The sequence below is a fragment of the Flavobacterium xylosi genome (genome assembly GCF_042787345.1).
Lineage (GTDB): Bacteria > Bacteroidota > Bacteroidia > Flavobacteriales > Flavobacteriaceae > Flavobacterium > Flavobacterium xylosi.
The window spans coordinates 193,656-211,321 of the sequence record NZ_JBHZPZ010000002.1 but is presented as its reverse complement, the minus strand read 5'-3'; the positions used below and the strand labels follow the sequence as shown (position 1 = coordinate 211,321).

At 32.3% G+C, this 17,666-nt stretch carries 18 protein-coding genes, 1 tRNA gene and 1 pseudogene; 17 read left to right on the top strand and 3 right to left on the bottom strand.

From position 1 onward, the window contains the following. Positions 1 to 102 precede the first annotated feature (102 nt). The 10 genes and pseudogenes from rpsO to rpe all read left to right on the top strand — a co-directional run bounded on the left by rpsO (position 103) and on the right by rpe (position 9,634). Positions 103 to 369 (top strand): 30S ribosomal protein S15, encoded by a 267-nt coding sequence (gene rpsO, locus ACFX5E_RS02570; RefSeq protein WP_073203920.1) that lies wholly within the window; start codon positions 103 to 105, stop codon positions 367 to 369. 150 nt (positions 370 to 519) lie between these two features. Beyond that, a complete protein-coding gene (locus ACFX5E_RS02565; RefSeq protein ID WP_379853597.1) occupies positions 520 to 2,661 on the top strand; it encodes a polyribonucleotide nucleotidyltransferase in 2,142 nt (713 codons plus the stop codon). A gap of 160 nt (positions 2,662 to 2,821) precedes the next feature. Further along, a pseudogene (locus ACFX5E_RS02560) lies at positions 2,822 to 3,009 on the top strand (RNA polymerase subunit sigma); the annotation flags it as partial. Positions 3,010 to 3,180: 171 nt separating this feature from the next. Continuing rightward, positions 3,181 to 4,653 (top strand): 1-hydroxycarotenoid 3,4-desaturase CrtD, encoded by a 1,473-nt coding sequence (gene crtD, locus ACFX5E_RS02555; protein ID WP_379853596.1) that lies wholly within the window; start codon positions 3,181 to 3,183, stop codon positions 4,651 to 4,653. Continuing rightward, a complete protein-coding gene (locus ACFX5E_RS02550) occupies positions 4,650 to 5,276 on the top strand; it encodes a carotenoid biosynthesis protein (protein ID WP_379853595.1) in 627 nt (208 codons plus the stop codon). The genes crtD and ACFX5E_RS02550 overlap by 4 nt, the downstream gene beginning before the upstream one ends. Position 5,277: 1 nt before the next feature. Then, on the top strand, positions 5,278 to 5,757 hold the full coding sequence (locus ACFX5E_RS02545; RefSeq protein WP_379853594.1) for a sterol desaturase family protein: 480 nt from the start codon (positions 5,278 to 5,280) through the stop codon (positions 5,755 to 5,757). A gap of 110 nt (positions 5,758 to 5,867) precedes the next feature. Further along, positions 5,868 to 6,803: a class I SAM-dependent methyltransferase gene (locus ACFX5E_RS02540; protein WP_379853593.1), complete on the top strand. Its 936-nt coding sequence runs from the start codon at positions 5,868 to 5,870 to the stop codon at positions 6,801 to 6,803. Between the two features lie 44 nt (positions 6,804 to 6,847). Continuing rightward, positions 6,848 to 7,555, top strand: a complete 708-nt coding sequence (locus ACFX5E_RS02535) for a DUF3291 domain-containing protein (protein ID WP_379853592.1) — start codon at positions 6,848 to 6,850, stop codon at positions 7,553 to 7,555. 191 nt (positions 7,556 to 7,746) lie between these two features. Then, positions 7,747 to 8,610, top strand: coding sequence for a sigma-70 family RNA polymerase sigma factor (locus ACFX5E_RS02530; protein WP_007137700.1), 864 nt, complete (start codon positions 7,747 to 7,749; stop codon positions 8,608 to 8,610). A 361-nt stretch (positions 8,611 to 8,971) separates the two neighbouring features. Beyond that, entirely contained in the window at positions 8,972 to 9,634 is a 663-nt protein-coding gene (rpe, locus tag ACFX5E_RS02525) for a ribulose-phosphate 3-epimerase (RefSeq protein WP_379853591.1), read from the top strand. Positions 9,635 to 9,661: 27 nt separating this feature from the next. Here the strand turns inward: rpe and ACFX5E_RS02520 are convergent, their stop codons facing one another. Further along, a complete protein-coding gene (locus ACFX5E_RS02520; protein ID WP_379853590.1) occupies positions 9,662 to 10,471 on the bottom strand; it encodes a zinc-dependent peptidase in 810 nt (269 codons plus the stop codon). Between the two features lie 336 nt (positions 10,472 to 10,807). Here ACFX5E_RS02520 and ACFX5E_RS02515 point away from each other — a divergent pair, with 336 nt between their 5' ends. From ACFX5E_RS02515 to ACFX5E_RS02485, 7 genes are all read left to right on the top strand, one after another. Further along, the gene (locus ACFX5E_RS02515; RefSeq protein ID WP_379853589.1) at positions 10,808 to 12,187 is read left to right on the top strand and encodes a phage integrase SAM-like domain-containing protein; all 1,380 of its coding nucleotides are present in this window, start codon (positions 10,808 to 10,810) and stop codon (positions 12,185 to 12,187) included. A 419-nt stretch (positions 12,188 to 12,606) separates the two neighbouring features. Further along, positions 12,607 to 12,819, top strand: a complete 213-nt coding sequence (locus ACFX5E_RS02510; protein WP_379853588.1) for a hypothetical protein — start codon at positions 12,607 to 12,609, stop codon at positions 12,817 to 12,819. A gap of 53 nt (positions 12,820 to 12,872) precedes the next feature. Beyond that, a complete protein-coding gene (locus ACFX5E_RS02505; protein ID WP_379853587.1) occupies positions 12,873 to 13,532 on the top strand; it encodes an RteC domain-containing protein in 660 nt (219 codons plus the stop codon). Between the two features lie 97 nt (positions 13,533 to 13,629). Next, entirely contained in the window at positions 13,630 to 13,908 is a 279-nt protein-coding gene (locus ACFX5E_RS02500) for a helix-turn-helix domain-containing protein (protein ID WP_040473713.1), read from the top strand. 4 nt (positions 13,909 to 13,912) lie between these two features. Then, entirely contained in the window at positions 13,913 to 14,308 is a 396-nt protein-coding gene (locus ACFX5E_RS02495) for a hypothetical protein (protein ID WP_379853586.1), read from the top strand. Between the two features lie 105 nt (positions 14,309 to 14,413). Further along, on the top strand, positions 14,414 to 15,670 hold the full coding sequence (locus ACFX5E_RS02490; RefSeq protein WP_379853585.1) for a hypothetical protein: 1,257 nt from the start codon (positions 14,414 to 14,416) through the stop codon (positions 15,668 to 15,670). A gap of 124 nt (positions 15,671 to 15,794) precedes the next feature. Beyond that, positions 15,795 to 16,529 (top strand): hypothetical protein, encoded by a 735-nt coding sequence (locus tag ACFX5E_RS02485; protein WP_379853584.1) that lies wholly within the window; start codon positions 15,795 to 15,797, stop codon positions 16,527 to 16,529. A gap of 346 nt (positions 16,530 to 16,875) precedes the next feature. Here ACFX5E_RS02485 and ACFX5E_RS02480 read toward each other — a convergent pair. Together ACFX5E_RS02480 and ACFX5E_RS02475 are read right to left on the bottom strand one after the other, a co-directional pair. Continuing rightward, positions 16,876 to 16,949: transfer RNA gene (locus ACFX5E_RS02480), tRNA-Arg, on the bottom strand. Positions 16,950 to 17,017: 68 nt separating this feature from the next. Beyond that, on the bottom strand, positions 17,018 to 17,467 hold the full coding sequence (locus ACFX5E_RS02475; protein WP_379853583.1) for a GatB/YqeY domain-containing protein: 450 nt from the start codon (positions 17,465 to 17,467) through the stop codon (positions 17,018 to 17,020). Between the last annotated feature and the right edge of the window lie 199 nt (positions 17,468 to 17,666).

The window sequence follows — 17,666 nt, the reverse complement described above, 5'->3', positions numbered from 1 at the left end:
TTAGACGCTTTTTATCTTGCCTTTTTAAAAATAAATATTATCTTTGCACCCGTCTTACAATAGATGTATGACATACATAAAAATCATTAAACAAATATTGGAATGTATTTAACTAAAGAGATTAAAGAAGAAATTTTCGCTAAACACGGAGATGTTACAAACACTGGAAAATCAGAAAGTCAAATTGCTTTGTTCACTTTCAGAATTAGCCACTTAACGGAGCACTTGAAAAAAAATCGTCATGATTACAACACAGAGCGTTCATTAGTATTGCTAGTTGGAAAAAGAAGATCTTTGTTAGATTACTTGAAGAAAACAGAAATCAACAGATATCGTGAGATTATCAAAGTATTGAATATCAGAAAATAATCAATACAAAAGAGGTGCGAAAGTGCCTCTTTTTGTTTTTATATACAATAATAAAAAAAGTTTGGTTTTTCATTGGGTTTTAGGCATTAACTACGCAAAACAACAACTACAACACAACTAGAACCCATGTTTAACTAATAAATTAAATTTATGATTCCACAATTATTTGTAGAAAGTATCGATTTAGGTGATGGCAGAAACATCACAATCGAGACAGGTCGTTTAGCCAAACAAGCGGATGGATCTGTAGTAGTAAGAATAGGTAAAACTGTTATTTTAGGTACAGTTGTATCTTCAAGAAAAGCAAGTCCAGGTATCGATTTTCTTCCGCTTACGGTAGATTATCGTGAAAAATTTGCTGCAGCAGGACGTTTCCCAGGTGGTTTCTTTAAGAGAGAAGCAAGACCAAGTGATAACGAAGTATTAACAATGCGTTTAGTTGACCGTGTTTTACGTCCGCTTTTTCCAGATGATTACCATGCAGAAGTTCAGGTAATGATTCAATTAATGTCTCATGACGAAGACGTAATGCCAGATGCATTAGCAGGTTTAGCAGCATCAGCAGCTTTAGCTTTGTCTGATATCCCATTTGAAACATTAATCTCTGAAGCTAGAGTTGGTAGAGTTGACGGAAAATTCATTATCAATCCAAGTCGTGCCCAATTAGAATTGTCAGACATCGATATGATGATTGGAGCTTCTATGGATTCTATCGCAATGGTAGAAGGTGAGATGAAAGAAATTTCAGAAGCAGAAATGCTTGAAGCAATTAAATTTGCTCACGAACATATCAAAAATCAAATTTCTGCTCAACTACGTTTACAAGCTGCTTTTGGAAAAAAAGAAACTCGTACTTACGAAGGAGAGAGAGAAGACGAAGCAATCTACGCTAAAGTAAAAGCCGCATCTTACGATATGTGTTATGCTATCGCAAAACAAGGTACAGCCAAACAAGAAAGAACAGCTCAATTTGCAGCAGTAAAAGAAGAAGTAAAAGCGTTATTTACAGAAGAAGAATTGGCTGAAAATGGCGATTTAGTTTCTAAATACTTTTACAAAGCTAACAAAGAAGCAGTTCGTAATGTAACACTAGATTTAGGAACACGTTTAGACGGAAGAAAAACTACAGAAATCAGACCAATCTGGTGTGAAGTAGATTACTTACCATCTGTACACGGATCTGCATTGTTTACACGTGGAGAAACTCAAGCATTGGCTACAGCCACTTTAGGAACATCTAGAGAAGCAAACCAAATTGACTCTCCATCTCAACAAGGTGAAGAGCGTTTCTACTTACACTATAACTTTCCTCCTTTCTCAACTGGTGAAGCTCGTCCTTTAAGAGGAACTTCAAGAAGAGAAGTTGGTCACGGAAACTTAGCACAAAGAGCCTTAAAAAACATGATTCCTGCTGATTGTCCTTACACAATCCGTGTTGTATCTGAAGTATTAGAATCTAACGGTTCATCTTCTATGGCTACCGTTTGTGCTGGAACATTAGCATTAATGGACGCAGGTATCCAAATGATTCGTCCCGTTTCTGGGATTGCAATGGGATTGATTACTGACGGAGAACGTTTTGCAGTATTGTCTGATATTCTTGGTGACGAAGATCACTTAGGAGATATGGACTTTAAAGTAACTGGAACTTCTGAAGGAATTACAGCTTGTCAAATGGACATCAAGATTGACGGATTGAAATATGAGATTATGGAAGCAGCATTGGCGCAAGCTCGTGACGGTCGTTTACATATCCTTGGAAAATTAATTGAAACTTTGGCATCGCCTAAAGAAGATGTTAAAGCGTATGCTCCAAAAATTATTACAAGAAGAATTCCTAATGCATTTATTGGTGCGTTGATTGGACCTGGTGGAAAAGTGATTCAAGAATTACAAAAAACAACAGGAACAACAATTGTTATCAATGAAGACCCAACTACTGAAGAAGGTGTTATTGAAATCTTAGGAACAGATCCTGCTGGAATTGAAGCAGTATTGGCTAAAATCAAGTCAATCACTTTCAAACCACAAATGAATGAAGCCTATGATGTGAAAGTAATCAAAATGCTTGATTTTGGTGCGGTAGTGGAATACCTAGAAGCACCCGGGAATGAAGTATTACTTCACGTATCTGAGCTTGCATGGGAACGCACAGAAAATGTTTCTGATGTTGTGAAAATGGGTGATGTTTTTCAAGTGAAATACTTAGGTATGGATCCAAAAACAAGAAAAGAAAAAGTGTCAAGAAAAGCACTTTTGCCAAGACCTCCACGTGAGGAAAGAAAAGAGTAATCAGATCTTAGTTTACTAAAGGTTTATTTATATAAAATCCCGTTTCATGTATTTGAAACGGGATTTTTGTTAGATAAAACTATTTTAAGCCGTTTTGACCTTTTTTGGAACTCCAAGCTTATAACCATTTGTACACTTAAAAAACTGAAGAAACACAACTATAAGAGAATTTAAAAATACCAAACTAGTAACCAATCGTCAAACTGCATCATTAGACAAGTATTTACTAAATATTGGAAAAATATATGTTATTACTGTTGATGAAAAAGCAGAACTAGCCCAAAAGATAAAAGCAAGGATCATTCAGAAACAGAAAAATTAACGAAAACAAATTTACGTTATGTTGTTTATTAGAACCTCAATTTGTGCAATTGAGATTGGGTTTTTATGATTGTATAAACTTGTGGATTTAATTATTTTTGGTTGTTAGTTTACTATTTATAGGATTTTTTAACTATTGTTATACAATTTTCCTATTAAAAAAAAACTATTTTTACATTTTGAACTTAATCAATAAAAATGACTAAATCCGTTGGTGTGATTGGAGCTGGAATAGGAGGTCTTGCATTATCAATTCGACTAGCAAATCAAGGGTTTAAAGTAACCATTTTTGAAAAAAATAGTTACCCAGGAGGTAAATTGAGTGAACTTAATATGAATGGATTTCGATTTGATAAAGGTCCATCATTATTTACTATGCCCGAGCTAATCGATGAATTGACTAATTTGCAAGGAAGCTCGCATAAATTTGAATACCAGAAATTAAAAGTCATAACTAACTATTTTTATTCGGATGGAACGCAATTAAAAGCATCTGCTAATGTAGAAGAATTTGCATCGGAAATACATTTAAAATTAAATGAAAATAAAGAAACTGTTTTAAAACACATAAAGCGCAACGCTTTTTACTTTAAAACCACTGAAGATTTGTTTTTGAAACAATCGTTACATCAGCTGAAAAATTTTATTAATCTTAAGACAGTAAAAGGTATATTATTTGCCCCATTCTTGGGTTTATTTAGTACTATGCATAAAAAAAACGAAAAAACATTTTCGAATCCAAAAACGGTACAATTGTTTAATCGATTTGCAACCTATAACGGTTCTAATCCTTACCAAGCTCCTGCCTTAATAAATATGATTTCGCATTTAGAATTTAATCTTGGTGCGTACTTACCTAAAAAAGGTATGCATCAAATTACAACACATTTGGTCAAACTAGCAGAAGAAGCTAATGTGGAAATTAAATATAATACAACTGTTGAAACCTTAAATGTTGAATCTAATAATAGGATTGCCTCCATTAAAGGTAATGGTGTCAGCTATCCCTTTGATATTGTGGCAAGCGATATAGATATTCATGCCCTCTACAAATATTTATTGCCAAATTCTTTTACCCCCAAAAAGCTAATTAAACAAGAAAAATCTAGTAGTGCCTATGTTTTTTATTGGGGAATAAACAAAGAATTTGCATCATTAGGATTGCATAATATTCTGTTCAGTGATGATTATAAAAAGGAATTTGATTATTTGTTTTCAAAACAATATCCAACAGAAGACCCTACTATTTATATAAATATTACTTCAAAATATTGCAAAGATGATGCACCAGAGGGTTGCGAAAACTGGTTTGTAATGGTAAATGTACCTCACAATAAAAGCGAGAGTATAAATTATGCCGAAGCAATTAGAAAGAATGTAGTTGACAAAATTAATATGATGCTGAAAACAGATATCGAAAAATATATTATTAGCGAAAGTACTTTAAATCCAATTGATATAGAAAACCAAACATCTTCTCTAGGCGGATCACTGTATGGTAACTCTAGCAACAATAAATTTGCCGCATTTTTAAGACATGCTAATTTTTCGTCAAGTATTAAAAATTTGTTTCTTGTGGGAGGAAGCGTGCATCCAGGAGGAGGTATTCCGCTATGCCTTTTTAGCGCAAAAATAGCCAGTCAAATTATAGTAGAACAAGAAATGAAATGAAAAAAACATACAAATCATATTTTTTATATTTCTTAATTCTGGTCTATATTTCTGGCTCGATTGGATTTGTAGTCAATCCTTCTTTTTTTAGTCCTTTTACACCTTATACATTATTACTTACTTGTTTCGTTTTTTTAATTCATAGTCCCTTATCAGACAAAAAATTTATAATTGCGTTTTTTTCTATTGCATCTTTGGGTTTTATTATTGAAGTAATTGGCGTAAAAACTGGATTAATTTTTGGGAAATATTCGTATGGCGACGGATTAGGCTATAAATTTCTTAATGTTCCTCTGGTTATTTCGATCAATTGGGCAATGCTTATTTGTGCTGGAATCATAGTAGTAAGTCGTATCTTTGCAAACAAAATAACGGTTTTGGCTGTGGCTTCTTTACTCGTAACGCTTATTGATTTACTTATTGAGCAAGTGGCACCGAAACTTAATTTTTGGCAATTTGAAGGTGGACTACCTGATTTACAGAATTATTTAAGTTGGATTGGCGTTGCTTTTTTTACATCTTACTTTTTTTACCCTACAATTATAAAAGGGAATCGCAAGGTGTCTTTAATAATATTGATTTTACAAATTATATTCTTCACCTTTTTATTTATATTTATTTAATATGGAAATAATAATTAATTCTAGCATAGTTTTAGTCACTTTTATACTAACAGAATTTTCTGCATGGGCAAATCACAAATACGTAATGCATGGTTTTATGTGGTATTTTCATGCTGATCATCACAAAAAAGACCATGAAAGCTGGTTTGAACGAAATGACTTGTTTTTTATCATTTATGCCGTGCCAAGTTGGTTACTAATAATGTTTGGAATGATGAACCAATATGCCTGGTACACATGGGTTGGTTTTGGTATATTACTCTACGGTTTAGCTTATTTTTTTGTACACGACCTGATAATTCACCAACGCTTCAAAGTATTTACTAAAACAAAAAATGTATTTGTTTTAGCGTTGCGCCGTGCGCACAAAATGCATCACAAAAATACGGGAAAACAAGGTGGCGAAAGTTTTGGAATGTTAATTATTAAGAAAAAATACATTCAAGCTGCCTCAAAACAATCTAAAACCCTTTACACATAACACAGTATTCGTATGGATAAATATCTTACTCTTTAGTTTAAAGTTTTGCGCTTTAGCTTTTGTTTATCGTATAGATTATTCATTGGCTTTACATAAAATTAAACTATCAAATGGAATATACAAATGCTGTCAATTGCCTGATTTGTAAAAAAACCGAAACTTCTTATTACATATCAACAAATGCATTAATGCATGAGCCAAATAATGAGCTTTATGCTTTTAATGTTTGTAATAATTGCGAAACAGTGTTTCTAACAAATCCGGTAATGCCGGAAAGATTAGAGGATTACTACACCGAAAACTATTTACCCTACAGAGGTTCTTTAGCATGGGGAAAGTATTTTTCCTTTGTAGTAAACAGTCAAAAAAACTTAGATTTAAAGCGCGTAAATTTTGTAAAAAAATATCTTAAAAAAAACGACCTTAATTTTAATATTTTAGATGTAGGATGTGGTAATCCGAGTTTTTTAGAACTTTTGCAACAAGACTCAAAAGTAAATTGCACTGGAATTGATTTTTCAGATTCGGGTTGGAAGGGTAAAAATTACCCTAAATTAGAACTTAAAAAAGTTTCTATTGAAGATTATAATACTAAGACCGAATTTGATGTAATCACGTTATGGCATTATTTAGAGCACGATTACAACCCACATCAAACTATTGAAACACTCTATAATTGCTTAAAACAAGGTGGGAAAATAATTATCGAAATACCTGATTATAAAAGTATAAGTGCAAAAATTCAAAAATCATATTGGCAAGGATGGCATAGTCCAAGACACCTGTCATTATTAACAAATAAAGGTTTTGCGCTTTTGTTTCCTAAAGATAAATGGGAAATTAAAAAACATTTGCGATACGGAACCCTTGATGCGTTTACCCTATGGTGGCTTGGTAGAATGGAAAAAAAAGGGATAGATTGGTCGGGGAATATGTCTAATCATTTTTGGATGCTTGTTCTTTTAAAAGTGATTACATCCCCTATTTTTGTGTTTGAAAAACTATTTCCGTTGGGCGTACAAATTTTAGTGGTTGAAAAAAAATAATCTGATTTACAATCACAAACCCATTCAAAATATAACACAAACTCATGAGCCAAATAACCACTTGTACTTTTTTTAAATTGGAAAGTTTTTCCAACAAACTTTGGGCATTTTCGCAAATGCAATTAGGACACGCTCATTTCAAAAATATTGAAGGATTAGTGTTTTACAAATTATTGGGCTCAGGTGCTGAAAATGGTTTTAGTTCAAAACCAAACTTTGGAACTTATGCATTATTATGTATTTGGGTGTCAGAAATAGATGCAAATAATTTTTTTGAAAAAAATTTATTTTTTAACAACTATAAATCCAGAAGTTCTGAATCATTCAACGTTTTTGCACATGCAGCAGAAGCACACGGAAAATGGGACGGAAAGCAGCCTTTTATTTCTCATGCCTATTTGGCTATAGATAAGCCAGTTATGGTTTTAACACGAGCCAGTATTCGACTTTCAAAATTAATTTCTTTTTGGAGAAAAGTTGGTGATGTGAGCAAAAGTTTAGAGAGTTATAATGGATTAGCGCTATCTATCGGCGTTGGCGAATGGCCTCTAATACAGCAAGCTACACTAAGCATATGGAAAACTCAAGCCGAAATGATTGATTATGCCTACAAAAATGAAAAACACAAAGAGGTCGTTCGTCTTACCAGAAAACTCAAATGGTATAAAGAAGAGCTGTTTGCAAGATTTATTCCCTATAAATTTTCAGGCCAGTGGAATGGTGAAAATGTTGAAAATTTTTTAGATTTCTAATCCTATTTTTTTCAATACCATGATTATGGTAATTAATGGTTTTTAAACTATCGCTATTTTCGCAAACTCTTTTTATTGTCTAAATACTTTTTCTGGAGCAGGAGTTTTAAATATTTTCTATTTTTTGTAACTTTTTTGAAACTCCATACGTATAATCATTTGTACACTTAAAAAATTGAGGAGACAAAAACATGAGACAACTTAAAATCACCAAGCAGGTTACGAATCGTGAAACTGCATCATTAGACAAATATTTACAAGAAATTGGAAAAGTTGACCTTATTACCGCTGACGAAGAAGTAGAATTAGCACAAAAGATTAAAGCTGGGGATCAAAAAGCCCTGGAAAAATTAACAAAAGCCAATTTACGTTTCGTGGTTTCGGTAGCAAAACAATACCAAAATCAAGGACTTACACTTCCTGATTTAATTAACGAAGGAAATTTAGGATTGATAAAAGCAGCACAACGTTTTGATGAAACACGTGGTTTCAAATTCATCTCGTATGCCGTTTGGTGGATTCGTCAATCTATATTACAAGCATTGGCTGAACAATCCCGTATCGTTCGTTTGCCTTTGAACAAAATTGGTTCTATCAATAAAATCAACAAAATGTACGCATTATTAGAGCAATCTAACGAGCGTCCACCATCTGCTGAGGAAATTGCAAAAGAGCTTGACATGACTGTAAATGACGTAAAAGAGAGCATGAAAAACTCCGGTCGTCACTTATCAATGGATGCGCCTCTTGTAGAAGGAGAAGATTCAAACCTTTATGACGTTTTACGTTCTGGTGAATCTCCAAATCCAGACAGAGAATTAATTCACGAATCATTGCGTACCGAAATCGAGCGTTCATTAGAAACATTGACTCCAAGAGAGGCTGATGTAGTTCGTTTGTACTTTGGTCTTGGCGATCAACACCCAATGACATTAGAGGAAATTGGAGAAACTTTCGACCTAACTCGTGAGCGTGTACGCCAAATCAAGGAAAAAGCAATCCGTAGATTAAAACACACTTCAAGAAGTAAAATACTAAAAACATACCTTGGATAATATCCAAAAATAAATTTCAAATCCCAATCTTTTGGGATTTGAAATTTTACAGTAAACAACAGTTTGATTGACTGTTCGTTTTTTGATTGATGATTGAAACTCCGGCTGATTACCGGAGTTTTATTTTTTAATCTGAATTCATTTCAGATTCCCTTGAATCTATTCCCTTCTAAAATAATTTTGGCGTAACCCTCCGTAAAAACTTCGGGTCGGGCTTTCGGCTTTATCTCTCCGTTGCACTTCGAGGATATCACCTCTATCCCTTACGCAAATCGCAGGAACAACTCACGAACTGAATCATAAAAAACTTTCGTCAATTGCTCTAAAAAAACTACTTTTGCACAAACAATACAACTACACAATGAAGAATACACTTATTGCTCCATCAGTTCTCGCTGCTGATTTTGCTAATCTGCAACGCGACATCGAAATGATCAACAACAGCGAAGCCGATTGGTTTCATATTGATGTAATGGACGGACATTTTGTACCTAACATATCGTATGGTATGCCTGTAATTGAAGCTATCAAAAAACACGCAACCAAACCCTTAGATGTACACTTGATGATTGAAAAACCAGAAAGATACATTGAGGATTTTGTGAAAATTGGCGCCGATATTATTACTGTTCATTACGAATCTACTGTTCATTTACACCGTACACTTAGACAAATAAAAGCCGCTGGCTGTAAAGCTGGAGTAGTTTTAAATTTATCGACTCCCGTTTCGGTTTTAGAAGACATTCTTTCAGAATGCTATATGGTTTTAATCATGTCGATAAACCCAGGTTTTGGTGGGCAAAAATTTGAAGAAATCACCTATAATAAAGTTCGAAAACTTCGAAAAATGATTACCGACCAAGGTCTAAGTACATTGATTGAAATTGATGGTGGAGTTACTAATAAAAATGCAAAACAACTTGTTGAAGCAGGAGCGGATGTTCTTGTAGCCGGAAGTTTTGTTTTTAAAGCCGAAAATCCCACCCAAACCATACAAGATTTAAAGAAGCTGACAAGCTTCTAAAGAAAATGGCGCCTTGAGCGCCATTTTTTATTTAAAATATTCTTCATTAAAATTGATCATTGCCACAATGTGTGCGTATAATTCTGGATGCGTTGCTTTAAATACATGAGGTGTTTCAAAAAAATGTTCCAAGATCACAGATAAAAATTCAAATTGATTTCCATAAGCATACAACCTAAAGTATCCTTTTTGTTTCAGCACATTATTTAGATTTGGGTCGATATAATATTTTATGACTTCTTTGAATTCATCAAAAAAGATTATAGCACTTGGATCATTACTTTTTAAGCAATGAAAATGTAACACATGAGAAAACTCATGTAAACCAAGATTAATATTGTCATTTGATGTAGAATGTCCCAATAAGAAATCTTCCCAAGAAAAAACGATTGCTTTCATTTTTGGATTGAATTCTCCTTTATGATATGTTTGATTTACGGTAGAATAATAACTGGATGGATAAATTATTATTTTATTGAACAAATGGATAAGATAATTTCGCATCCCGAAAGTTAACATCACATAAGTTCCAGCAATCAGCATTTGCATTTGTTCCGTAATAACAATCTCCTTGCCTACAAACTGATAGGTTGCAATAAATTCGTTCACACGATGTTCAAAATACATTTTTCTTTTAGGGGAAAGCCCATTATAAAACGGAAAATCATTTACTAAAATTTGGCGTTGGCTTAATTTTAATTTCTTAGAAAAAGGATACCAATGAATATAAAGCGGCTTATTGAATAAAAGCACGTAAGCTGGTTCCACGACTCTAAAAATTAAAAGCAGGAGAAATAATGTCCCAAAAAGTACCGAAATAAAAAGTTGAAGAGACATATTTTATAAACGTTTTAAAATGAAAAATGCTTCAAAATATTTCAAGCAAACTTGATTTTTTTGAAGCATTTCTATTTGTGTTTGTGGCCGCGACAGGGTTCGAACCTGAAACCTTGAACACTCAATAACACACTTCGAACGACTTCGCAAAACCACTATAAAAATAACTACTAACTTCAACAAATTCAACTATAACAACAAGTTAAACGTAATTTCAAATAATAGAATGAAATAGAATAACATTTAATAATACTGACTACTTACTGACTAAATACTGACTAAAGTTTTTTTTAATCGAATTAATGTTTTAAATTTGAGAGTTCAAAAGTTCAAAATATGGCAAAGATTAAATTTTTACTTCAAAGTAAGTCCGAAAACTCTCAAATATACATTAGAGTTTCAATAAGTCAATATGTTTCACTTAAGAAAAAAACGGGGTTCTCTATAAACCCTAAAGATTGGAGCGAGTCAAATTTACCCAAACAAACCAAAAACGAAAACAAAACATTATCCAACAACCTCAAAAAATTGGAGACCTTTGTTTTAGAAAACCTAAACAAAGATTTAGCGAATAGTGTTTTAATTGACGCGTATTGGTTAGAAACCCAAATTAACAATTGTTTTAAACGAGTTGTAAAAACAGATACAGGTTTATTAATTAATCACATTCAGTACATTCTCGATAATTCAAACACGCGCAAAGTAAGAACAAACGGCGGGGTAAAAATTGGATTAAGTAAGGAAACCATAAAAAACTATACTGTTTTTAAAAACATAATCTTAGAGTATCAAAAAACCATTAAAAAACAAATCCAGTTTATCGAGATTACAAATACCTTTGTTGACAAATTCACAAACTGGCTCGTTAATACCAAAAAATATTCCGCAAATACAACAGGCCGAGAATTACAAATCTTAAAAACGGTTTGTATTGATGCTGAAAAAAATGAAATTCCAGTAACACCCTATTCTAAAACAATCCAACATTTTAGCGAAAGTGACAAAGACCGCTATATTCAAACATTATCAATTGACGAACTTGACCAAATCAAAAACACCAATTTTACAGACGTTGAACAAATCAAAGAATTTAAGATAGCGAACCCACAATTAACAAAGAACCTTTTACTAACACCTGAGACACTAAACAACGCGCAAAACTGGATTTTGATCGGTTGTGAAATTGGACAGCGTGGCGGGGATTTACTAAAAATCACTACTGAAAACATTCGATATAAGGGCGGGAATATGTACTTAGATATAATTCAACAGAAAACAAATAAAAGTGTAACCATTGGCATAATTGCGCCTCACGTAATTGACATAATAGAAAATGATTTACCCAAAGAGATACCACACCAGAAATTAAACAATTATGTAAAAGTTATTTGTAAAATGGCGGGAATTATTGAGGTTGTCAAGGGAACAAAACTAAACACCGAAACCAACCGAAAGGAATTAGGCAAATATCCAAAGTATGAATTGATTGCCTCGCATTGTTTTAGACGTTCTTTTGCCTCTAATTACTATAAAAAGATACCTACTGCAGTATTAATCGGAATAACTGGACATTCAAAAGAAAGTTTATTTTTAGCCTACATAAACAAACGCGAAGACAAAGACGCGAACGCCGATTTATTCATGAAATTTTATGAAGACCTCAACAAAGACAAAGCACCCGAAATGAAAGTAATAAAGAGCGGAACTAACAACTAAAACGCATCGAAACAATAAACACCGAAATCAAACAAATTACAAACTATTCTCCGACGATGGCGAATACTAACAATGAGTATAGACACCTCGACAATGTAAACAATAAAAATTATTACAGAGCATCAATAAAACCAGTTACTCACGCCCTATTATTTAAGTACAAATAACAACAAACGTTTGTCATGTTTTAAGAGCAAATCAATTTATTATATTTGAATTTTATATTTATAAACCCCCACAGAGGTAACCAACAACAAACGGATAGAATTTAAAATAAATTTGAAAATAAAAACCAAAAAAAAGACCCCGTACCCATAATAAAAAGACTTTCGTTTTAAAAAGTAACACCCGTAAAACAGTAGATAACCTATACCCACTATTTGTAAACACAAAAATTAACCTTAATAAAAGCAAACAAAATGAGCAATCTAAATCAAGTACAAAAAGGCTATTTAAAAACAGTAGTAAACCAAAAACAGGCAAAGAAAATTAAAAGACAATTTAAAATCGTCAATAGCGAAAGTGTAGAACTTAATAATATTCAAAAGAATTTTATTAAAACAATTGATTCAGAGTTTGTAAAAAATGAATTGATTAATTTGTTTAGAGAAGCAAACGTAAAATTAAATTAAACATCGACGTTGACGGATCTCAAGACTAAGTTCAAAATATAATAAACAGGCAAATGAGAGAAAAAATAATAACAACTTTAAAAGAATACAAAGAAACATACTTGTCACGTTTAAATGACCATGAATCAAAATATGTAGACTACGACGAGTTACATTTCATAAATAAAGAACTATATTTTTATCAAAACTGTTTTAGTACCGCAAATGTCAGTGAAAGGAGAGTATTGGAATACAACAGTGATTACCCAGAATATAAATATTGTTATTTAAATGAATTTGAGTTTGACGTAATAAACAATGAAGAACCAACAGGAGAGGAAAACTATGACATTAAATCCCTAATTAAAGACGAAAGCAAATGGCTTACAGATGGTTATGATATAGAAATTTGCGATCAATTAACTACTAGTTTTTCAAAAATCATAGAATATTTACGCATCAAAATAAATACTGGTGCAAACAGTAGTCGTTTTCCAAAAGTAAAATTTCATGGAAGCCAAACAGAATTTATAGAACTTATTAAGGCTTTGACAGAAAACGGAAACCTTAAAGGAATTCAAAAAGACAATATAGAACTTTGCTCTAAATTTTTTGATATTGAAATCAAAAATCCTGACCAAACCTTGACTAAATTAAAATCAAGAAATAACGGTAGCGAAACTTTGTTCTTGGACAAATTAAAAATTTCTCTACGCAATCATTTTACACTCTAAACAAAAAAATAATACACGTTACTAACCCTTCACTAACCTTTTGAAGGGTTTAAATAGATTGAATTTTGCTGAAGTATTAATTAAAAAATATTTCGATATGCAAACAATTCAGTTTATCCAAACAAGCCCTGAACAACTTGAAAACAAAATTTCAAACAGGGTAGAAATTCAATTACAGGAATTTTTAAAACACTTCACACCAACACAACCAAAAGAATATTTATCACGTCAAGACGTTTCTAAAATGTTTGGCGTTGACATTTCAACGGTTCACAATTGGTGTAAGTCTAAACGTTTAAATCCTCTCGGGATTGGTTCACGCGTATACTTTTTACGTTCCGAAGTTGAAGCAAGTCTTAAACCCTTAAACGTTTAAGATTATGAATTCAACAGGCTTTATCCCAAAACCGACAACCCACATTTACAAAGAAATAAATGGGGGTAAATTTAAAACTACAAAACATTACCAACTTGTTGAGGTAGAAAACGGAACTCAAAAACTATCCGATTTAATTAATATCGTCATTGATAGAGGTTTTGCAAAATCAGCACCAAGTTTTTGGCTAAAAATCAGAAATGGGAAACGTTGGGTAAACTTTACAGGACTTTTTAAAACCCCTTCTCCTGGAATTTACTTCGCCGACAAAGGCATCAACAATCGAAAAGAGGATCTATTAATTGTTAAACTTTCTAACTACGAAAGAGATCTAACGGTTTACTACCTCAAAGGCTATTATACAGCCAACCTAAGCGAAGTTTTAAAATTCATAAACTAAGTACTTAAAAACAAAAAACGAGCCTTGTTCAAGGGCTCGTTTATTCTTTGTTCAAAAGTTCAGTTTTCAACAGGCATTGTAAAAAACTTAATCAAAGATACTCAATTGACTGACTATATTAAAATTATTATAAAGAATTTAAACCCCGCTATTTTAGAGGCGAATTTATTATTGGATTTTTACGATACCGTAAATCTATCAACCGGAGAAATAAAAACAATCAATAGGAATGGCCACAAGGTTACACCTTCAAAAAACGCAACCTACAACGGTTTAGAATTTAAGATTTACGACTCTGGAACTATTACTCTTGCGGGAAGTTTGCACAAATACTGGAATAATGGAGCGCACAATTACAATGACTTTAATAATGTGGCCTTTTTATGGGTTTTACGGGACTTGAAAAAGAAATTCAACATAGAACCCGAACAATGTATTTTGAAGTGTTTAGAGATAGGAATTAACATTTTTCCGCCAATCCACACAAATGTAATTATAGACAATTGTTTTTTACATAAAACAAAAACTTTTGAGCATAAGCACAATTCAGACGAGGGGAATTACAAACAATGGCGACACTCTCAATACATTATCAAACTATATAACAAGGCATTACAATACAAAAAGCATTTTGATATTGACACCGAAATAATGCGTTTTGAGATTAAATATCTAAAGATGCAAAAACTAAACGAACGTGGGATTTATAGTTTACAGGATTTAGTAAATTATGGTTTACATAATTTCAAAGATGAGGTTTTGAATGAATGGCAAAACGTGTTGTATTATGATAACACTATCCAAATTGACCTTTTAAGCACAAATTTAAAAAGAGCGGTATTAGAATATTCAAACAATAATTACTGGACCCGATTGCTGGCCAACAATCAAACTAAAAATTTTACATACCACAGAAATCAATTAAAAAAAATCGTTTCCAGAAACTCAAATAAAGTGCAAGATTTAACCGCCGAAATAATAAGCAAAAAGATTGATTTTGTAAACGGCAAGACTATCCATATTGACCATTTAACTATAAAGTCAAAACAGATAGTATTGGAATATGAAAATAAGATTAAAAAACGCCTTTGCAAAGTAACCGGTTTAAATATTTCGATGCAAAAAGATAATAGTAATTCGCTTTCACATACTGGACTGAAATACTATTACAAAACCGACAAAAAGGTATTTGCACAAATCAAAAGACGGTATTTATCAAGTCGTTGGTCGTCGTCGGATTTCGAAACGCAAATAATAGAGATTGCTCATAACATCAGGAACGCAAAGAACAACCAAAAGACAAAACAAGTCAGGATTTACCCACCTGAACAAGTTAATTTTTTGAGTATTTTTGCACAGTAGTAAAACAAATACACCATGAATCAAATCTAAATATCACTAAAAGTGGGTATTGCAGTTTATGTTTATTAATTGTTTATTTACTCACAAACAGATAGGTCCAATCAAGTAATATAAATCATAAAAAATGAAAAAAGGAATCCTAACACTAGTTATGACATTGTCAATACAAATAAGTTTCAGTCAGTATGGCACTTTAAATGTTAATGTAAGTAAACCAAACCCAATGGGAGAAGCATTAAACAGAATTTCACAAGATGCAGTCGCAAATAGAATAGCAAGAGCAAATGAATCTGAGGCGCAAGCCTCTAATAATTCCGCTTACAATGAGGCTCTAAAAAATAATTACTCTAAAATAACTACTGATAATCTCATTAACAATTCAAAAAAATACAAATATATTGTTGTTGAAAATGTGGGGGGCTGGATGCCTCAAGGTAACAAAGCAACTTTGTTAGAAGCGTTAACAGGTGCAAAAAAATATATTATAATTGATGCGGCTAAAGATTTTAATTCAAGAGGCAAAGAAATTAAAAACGAAAAAAAAATACCTGATCATTTGATTAATAACAAAGAAGTTCTTTTTCTTAATTGGATGAGAGAAGATCAAGGCGAGGACAATAGAATTACATTACTTTCAATTAAAAATGCCGACGGCGAAATGGTTTATGAGTCCCTATCTAAAAATTTGAGTTATGGCGAAATTTTAAAACCATTGATCTCAAATTATATTTACACTAAAGAACAAGCCTTATTAAAAATTGAAGATTTGAAAAAGTATTTAGATTTAGGATTAATAAATAAAGACGAATACGATATAAAACTTTTGGAGTTAAAACCAATTTTGTTGGGCAGTAACTAGAAATTAGAAAAAAGTAATATTCATTATAGTGACCTAATGTAATATAGTCGTTAAAATCTTTGGAGAACTATTAGCAGATAAAAGAAATAATAATTAATAAGAATAAAAATCATGGAACCAAAAAACAAAACAGACTTAGCACCGCAGTTGATTATATTAATTATTTTGATTGCAATTCTATCAGCACTATAAATTAAAAACCGAAACCTTTCAGAAATGAGAGGTTTTTTTACTTGAAAAATTATGCGAATTTTTATGTTTTTTAATATTACTGACTAAATACTGACTAAATTTAAAAATGAAAAAACCTAAACCATTATTAACAATAGGTTTAGGTTTAAAAAAGTGACCGCGACAGGGTTCGAACCTGCAACCCTCAGAGTCGAAATCTGATATTCTATCCAGTTGAACTACGCAGCCCTATTTTAATTACGAATTTCAAATTACGAATTATACAAACGTAATTCGTAATTTGAAATTAGCAATTATTATACTAATAGTTTTTTAACTATTGTAGAAATTGTCTTTCCTTCAGCTGTTCCGCCTAATTGTGCAGCTGCTAATCCCATTACTTTTCCCATTGATGCAATTCCTGACGCTCCAGTTTCTGCAATGATTTTTGCAATCACCGCTTCTACTTCTTCTTCGCTTAATTGCGCTGGTAAGAATTTTTCGATTACTGCTATTTGTGCTAATTCTGGTTCAGCCAAATCTAAACGGTTTTGCTCCGTAAAAATTCTAGCACTTTCCTTACGAGTTTTTACTAGTCTTTGTAGCAATTTAACCTCGTCATCTTCTGTTATTTCTTCTTTTGACCCTGTAGCTGTCTGAGCTAAAAGGATTTCAGATTTGATAGCTCTTAACGCTTCTAGTGCAACTGTATCTTTGGCTCTCATGGCGGTTTTCATTTCGTCCATGATTTGTACTGATAAACTCATAATAATATTTACTTTTAAATTTGCGTTTCAATTTAAAAACTGAAAAGTGCAAACTGATTATTTTTTAATGCCCCAGATGATAGTGAAAAGCCTTTTTAGGAGAAAATGTATTTTTTCTTGCGCTTAAAAAGCGACCGCAGGAAGCTCTTTTAAGGGCTTAGAAAAAAGCATTTTCGAGAAAAAGCTTGAAACGACAGCT

Bases quoted from the DNA above. Each gene is read 5' to 3' on its own strand.
- rpsO (WP_073203920.1), top strand. From the start codon at position 103: ATGTATTTAACTAAAGAGATTAAAGAAGAAATTTTCGCTAAACACGGA.
- ACFX5E_RS02565 (WP_379853597.1), top strand. From the start codon at position 520: ATGATTCCACAATTATTTGTAGAAAGTATCGATTTAGGTGATGGCAGA.
- crtD (WP_379853596.1), top strand. From the start codon at position 3,181: ATGACTAAATCCGTTGGTGTGATTGGAGCTGGAATAGGAGGTCTTGCA.
- ACFX5E_RS02550 (WP_379853595.1), top strand. From the start codon at position 4,650: ATGAAAAAAACATACAAATCATATTTTTTATATTTCTTAATTCTGGTC.
- ACFX5E_RS02545 (WP_379853594.1), top strand. From the start codon at position 5,278: ATGGAAATAATAATTAATTCTAGCATAGTTTTAGTCACTTTTATACTA.
- ACFX5E_RS02540 (WP_379853593.1), top strand. From the start codon at position 5,868: ATGGAATATACAAATGCTGTCAATTGCCTGATTTGTAAAAAAACCGAA.
- ACFX5E_RS02535 (WP_379853592.1), top strand. From the start codon at position 6,848: ATGAGCCAAATAACCACTTGTACTTTTTTTAAATTGGAAAGTTTTTCC.
- ACFX5E_RS02530 (WP_007137700.1), top strand. From the start codon at position 7,747: ATGAGACAACTTAAAATCACCAAGCAGGTTACGAATCGTGAAACTGCA.
- rpe (WP_379853591.1), top strand. From the start codon at position 8,972: ATGAAGAATACACTTATTGCTCCATCAGTTCTCGCTGCTGATTTTGCT.
- ACFX5E_RS02520 (WP_379853590.1), bottom strand. From the start codon at position 10,471: ATGTCTCTTCAACTTTTTATTTCGGTACTTTTTGGGACATTATTTCTC.
- ACFX5E_RS02515 (WP_379853589.1), top strand. From the start codon at position 10,808: ATGGCAAAGATTAAATTTTTACTTCAAAGTAAGTCCGAAAACTCTCAA.
- ACFX5E_RS02510 (WP_379853588.1), top strand. From the start codon at position 12,607: ATGAGCAATCTAAATCAAGTACAAAAAGGCTATTTAAAAACAGTAGTA.
- ACFX5E_RS02505 (WP_379853587.1), top strand. From the start codon at position 12,873: ATGAGAGAAAAAATAATAACAACTTTAAAAGAATACAAAGAAACATAC.
- ACFX5E_RS02500 (WP_040473713.1), top strand. From the start codon at position 13,630: ATGCAAACAATTCAGTTTATCCAAACAAGCCCTGAACAACTTGAAAAC.
- ACFX5E_RS02495 (WP_379853586.1), top strand. From the start codon at position 13,913: ATGAATTCAACAGGCTTTATCCCAAAACCGACAACCCACATTTACAAA.
- ACFX5E_RS02485 (WP_379853584.1), top strand. From the start codon at position 15,795: ATGAAAAAAGGAATCCTAACACTAGTTATGACATTGTCAATACAAATA.
- ACFX5E_RS02475 (WP_379853583.1), bottom strand. From the start codon at position 17,467: ATGAGTTTATCAGTACAAATCATGGACGAAATGAAAACCGCCATGAGA.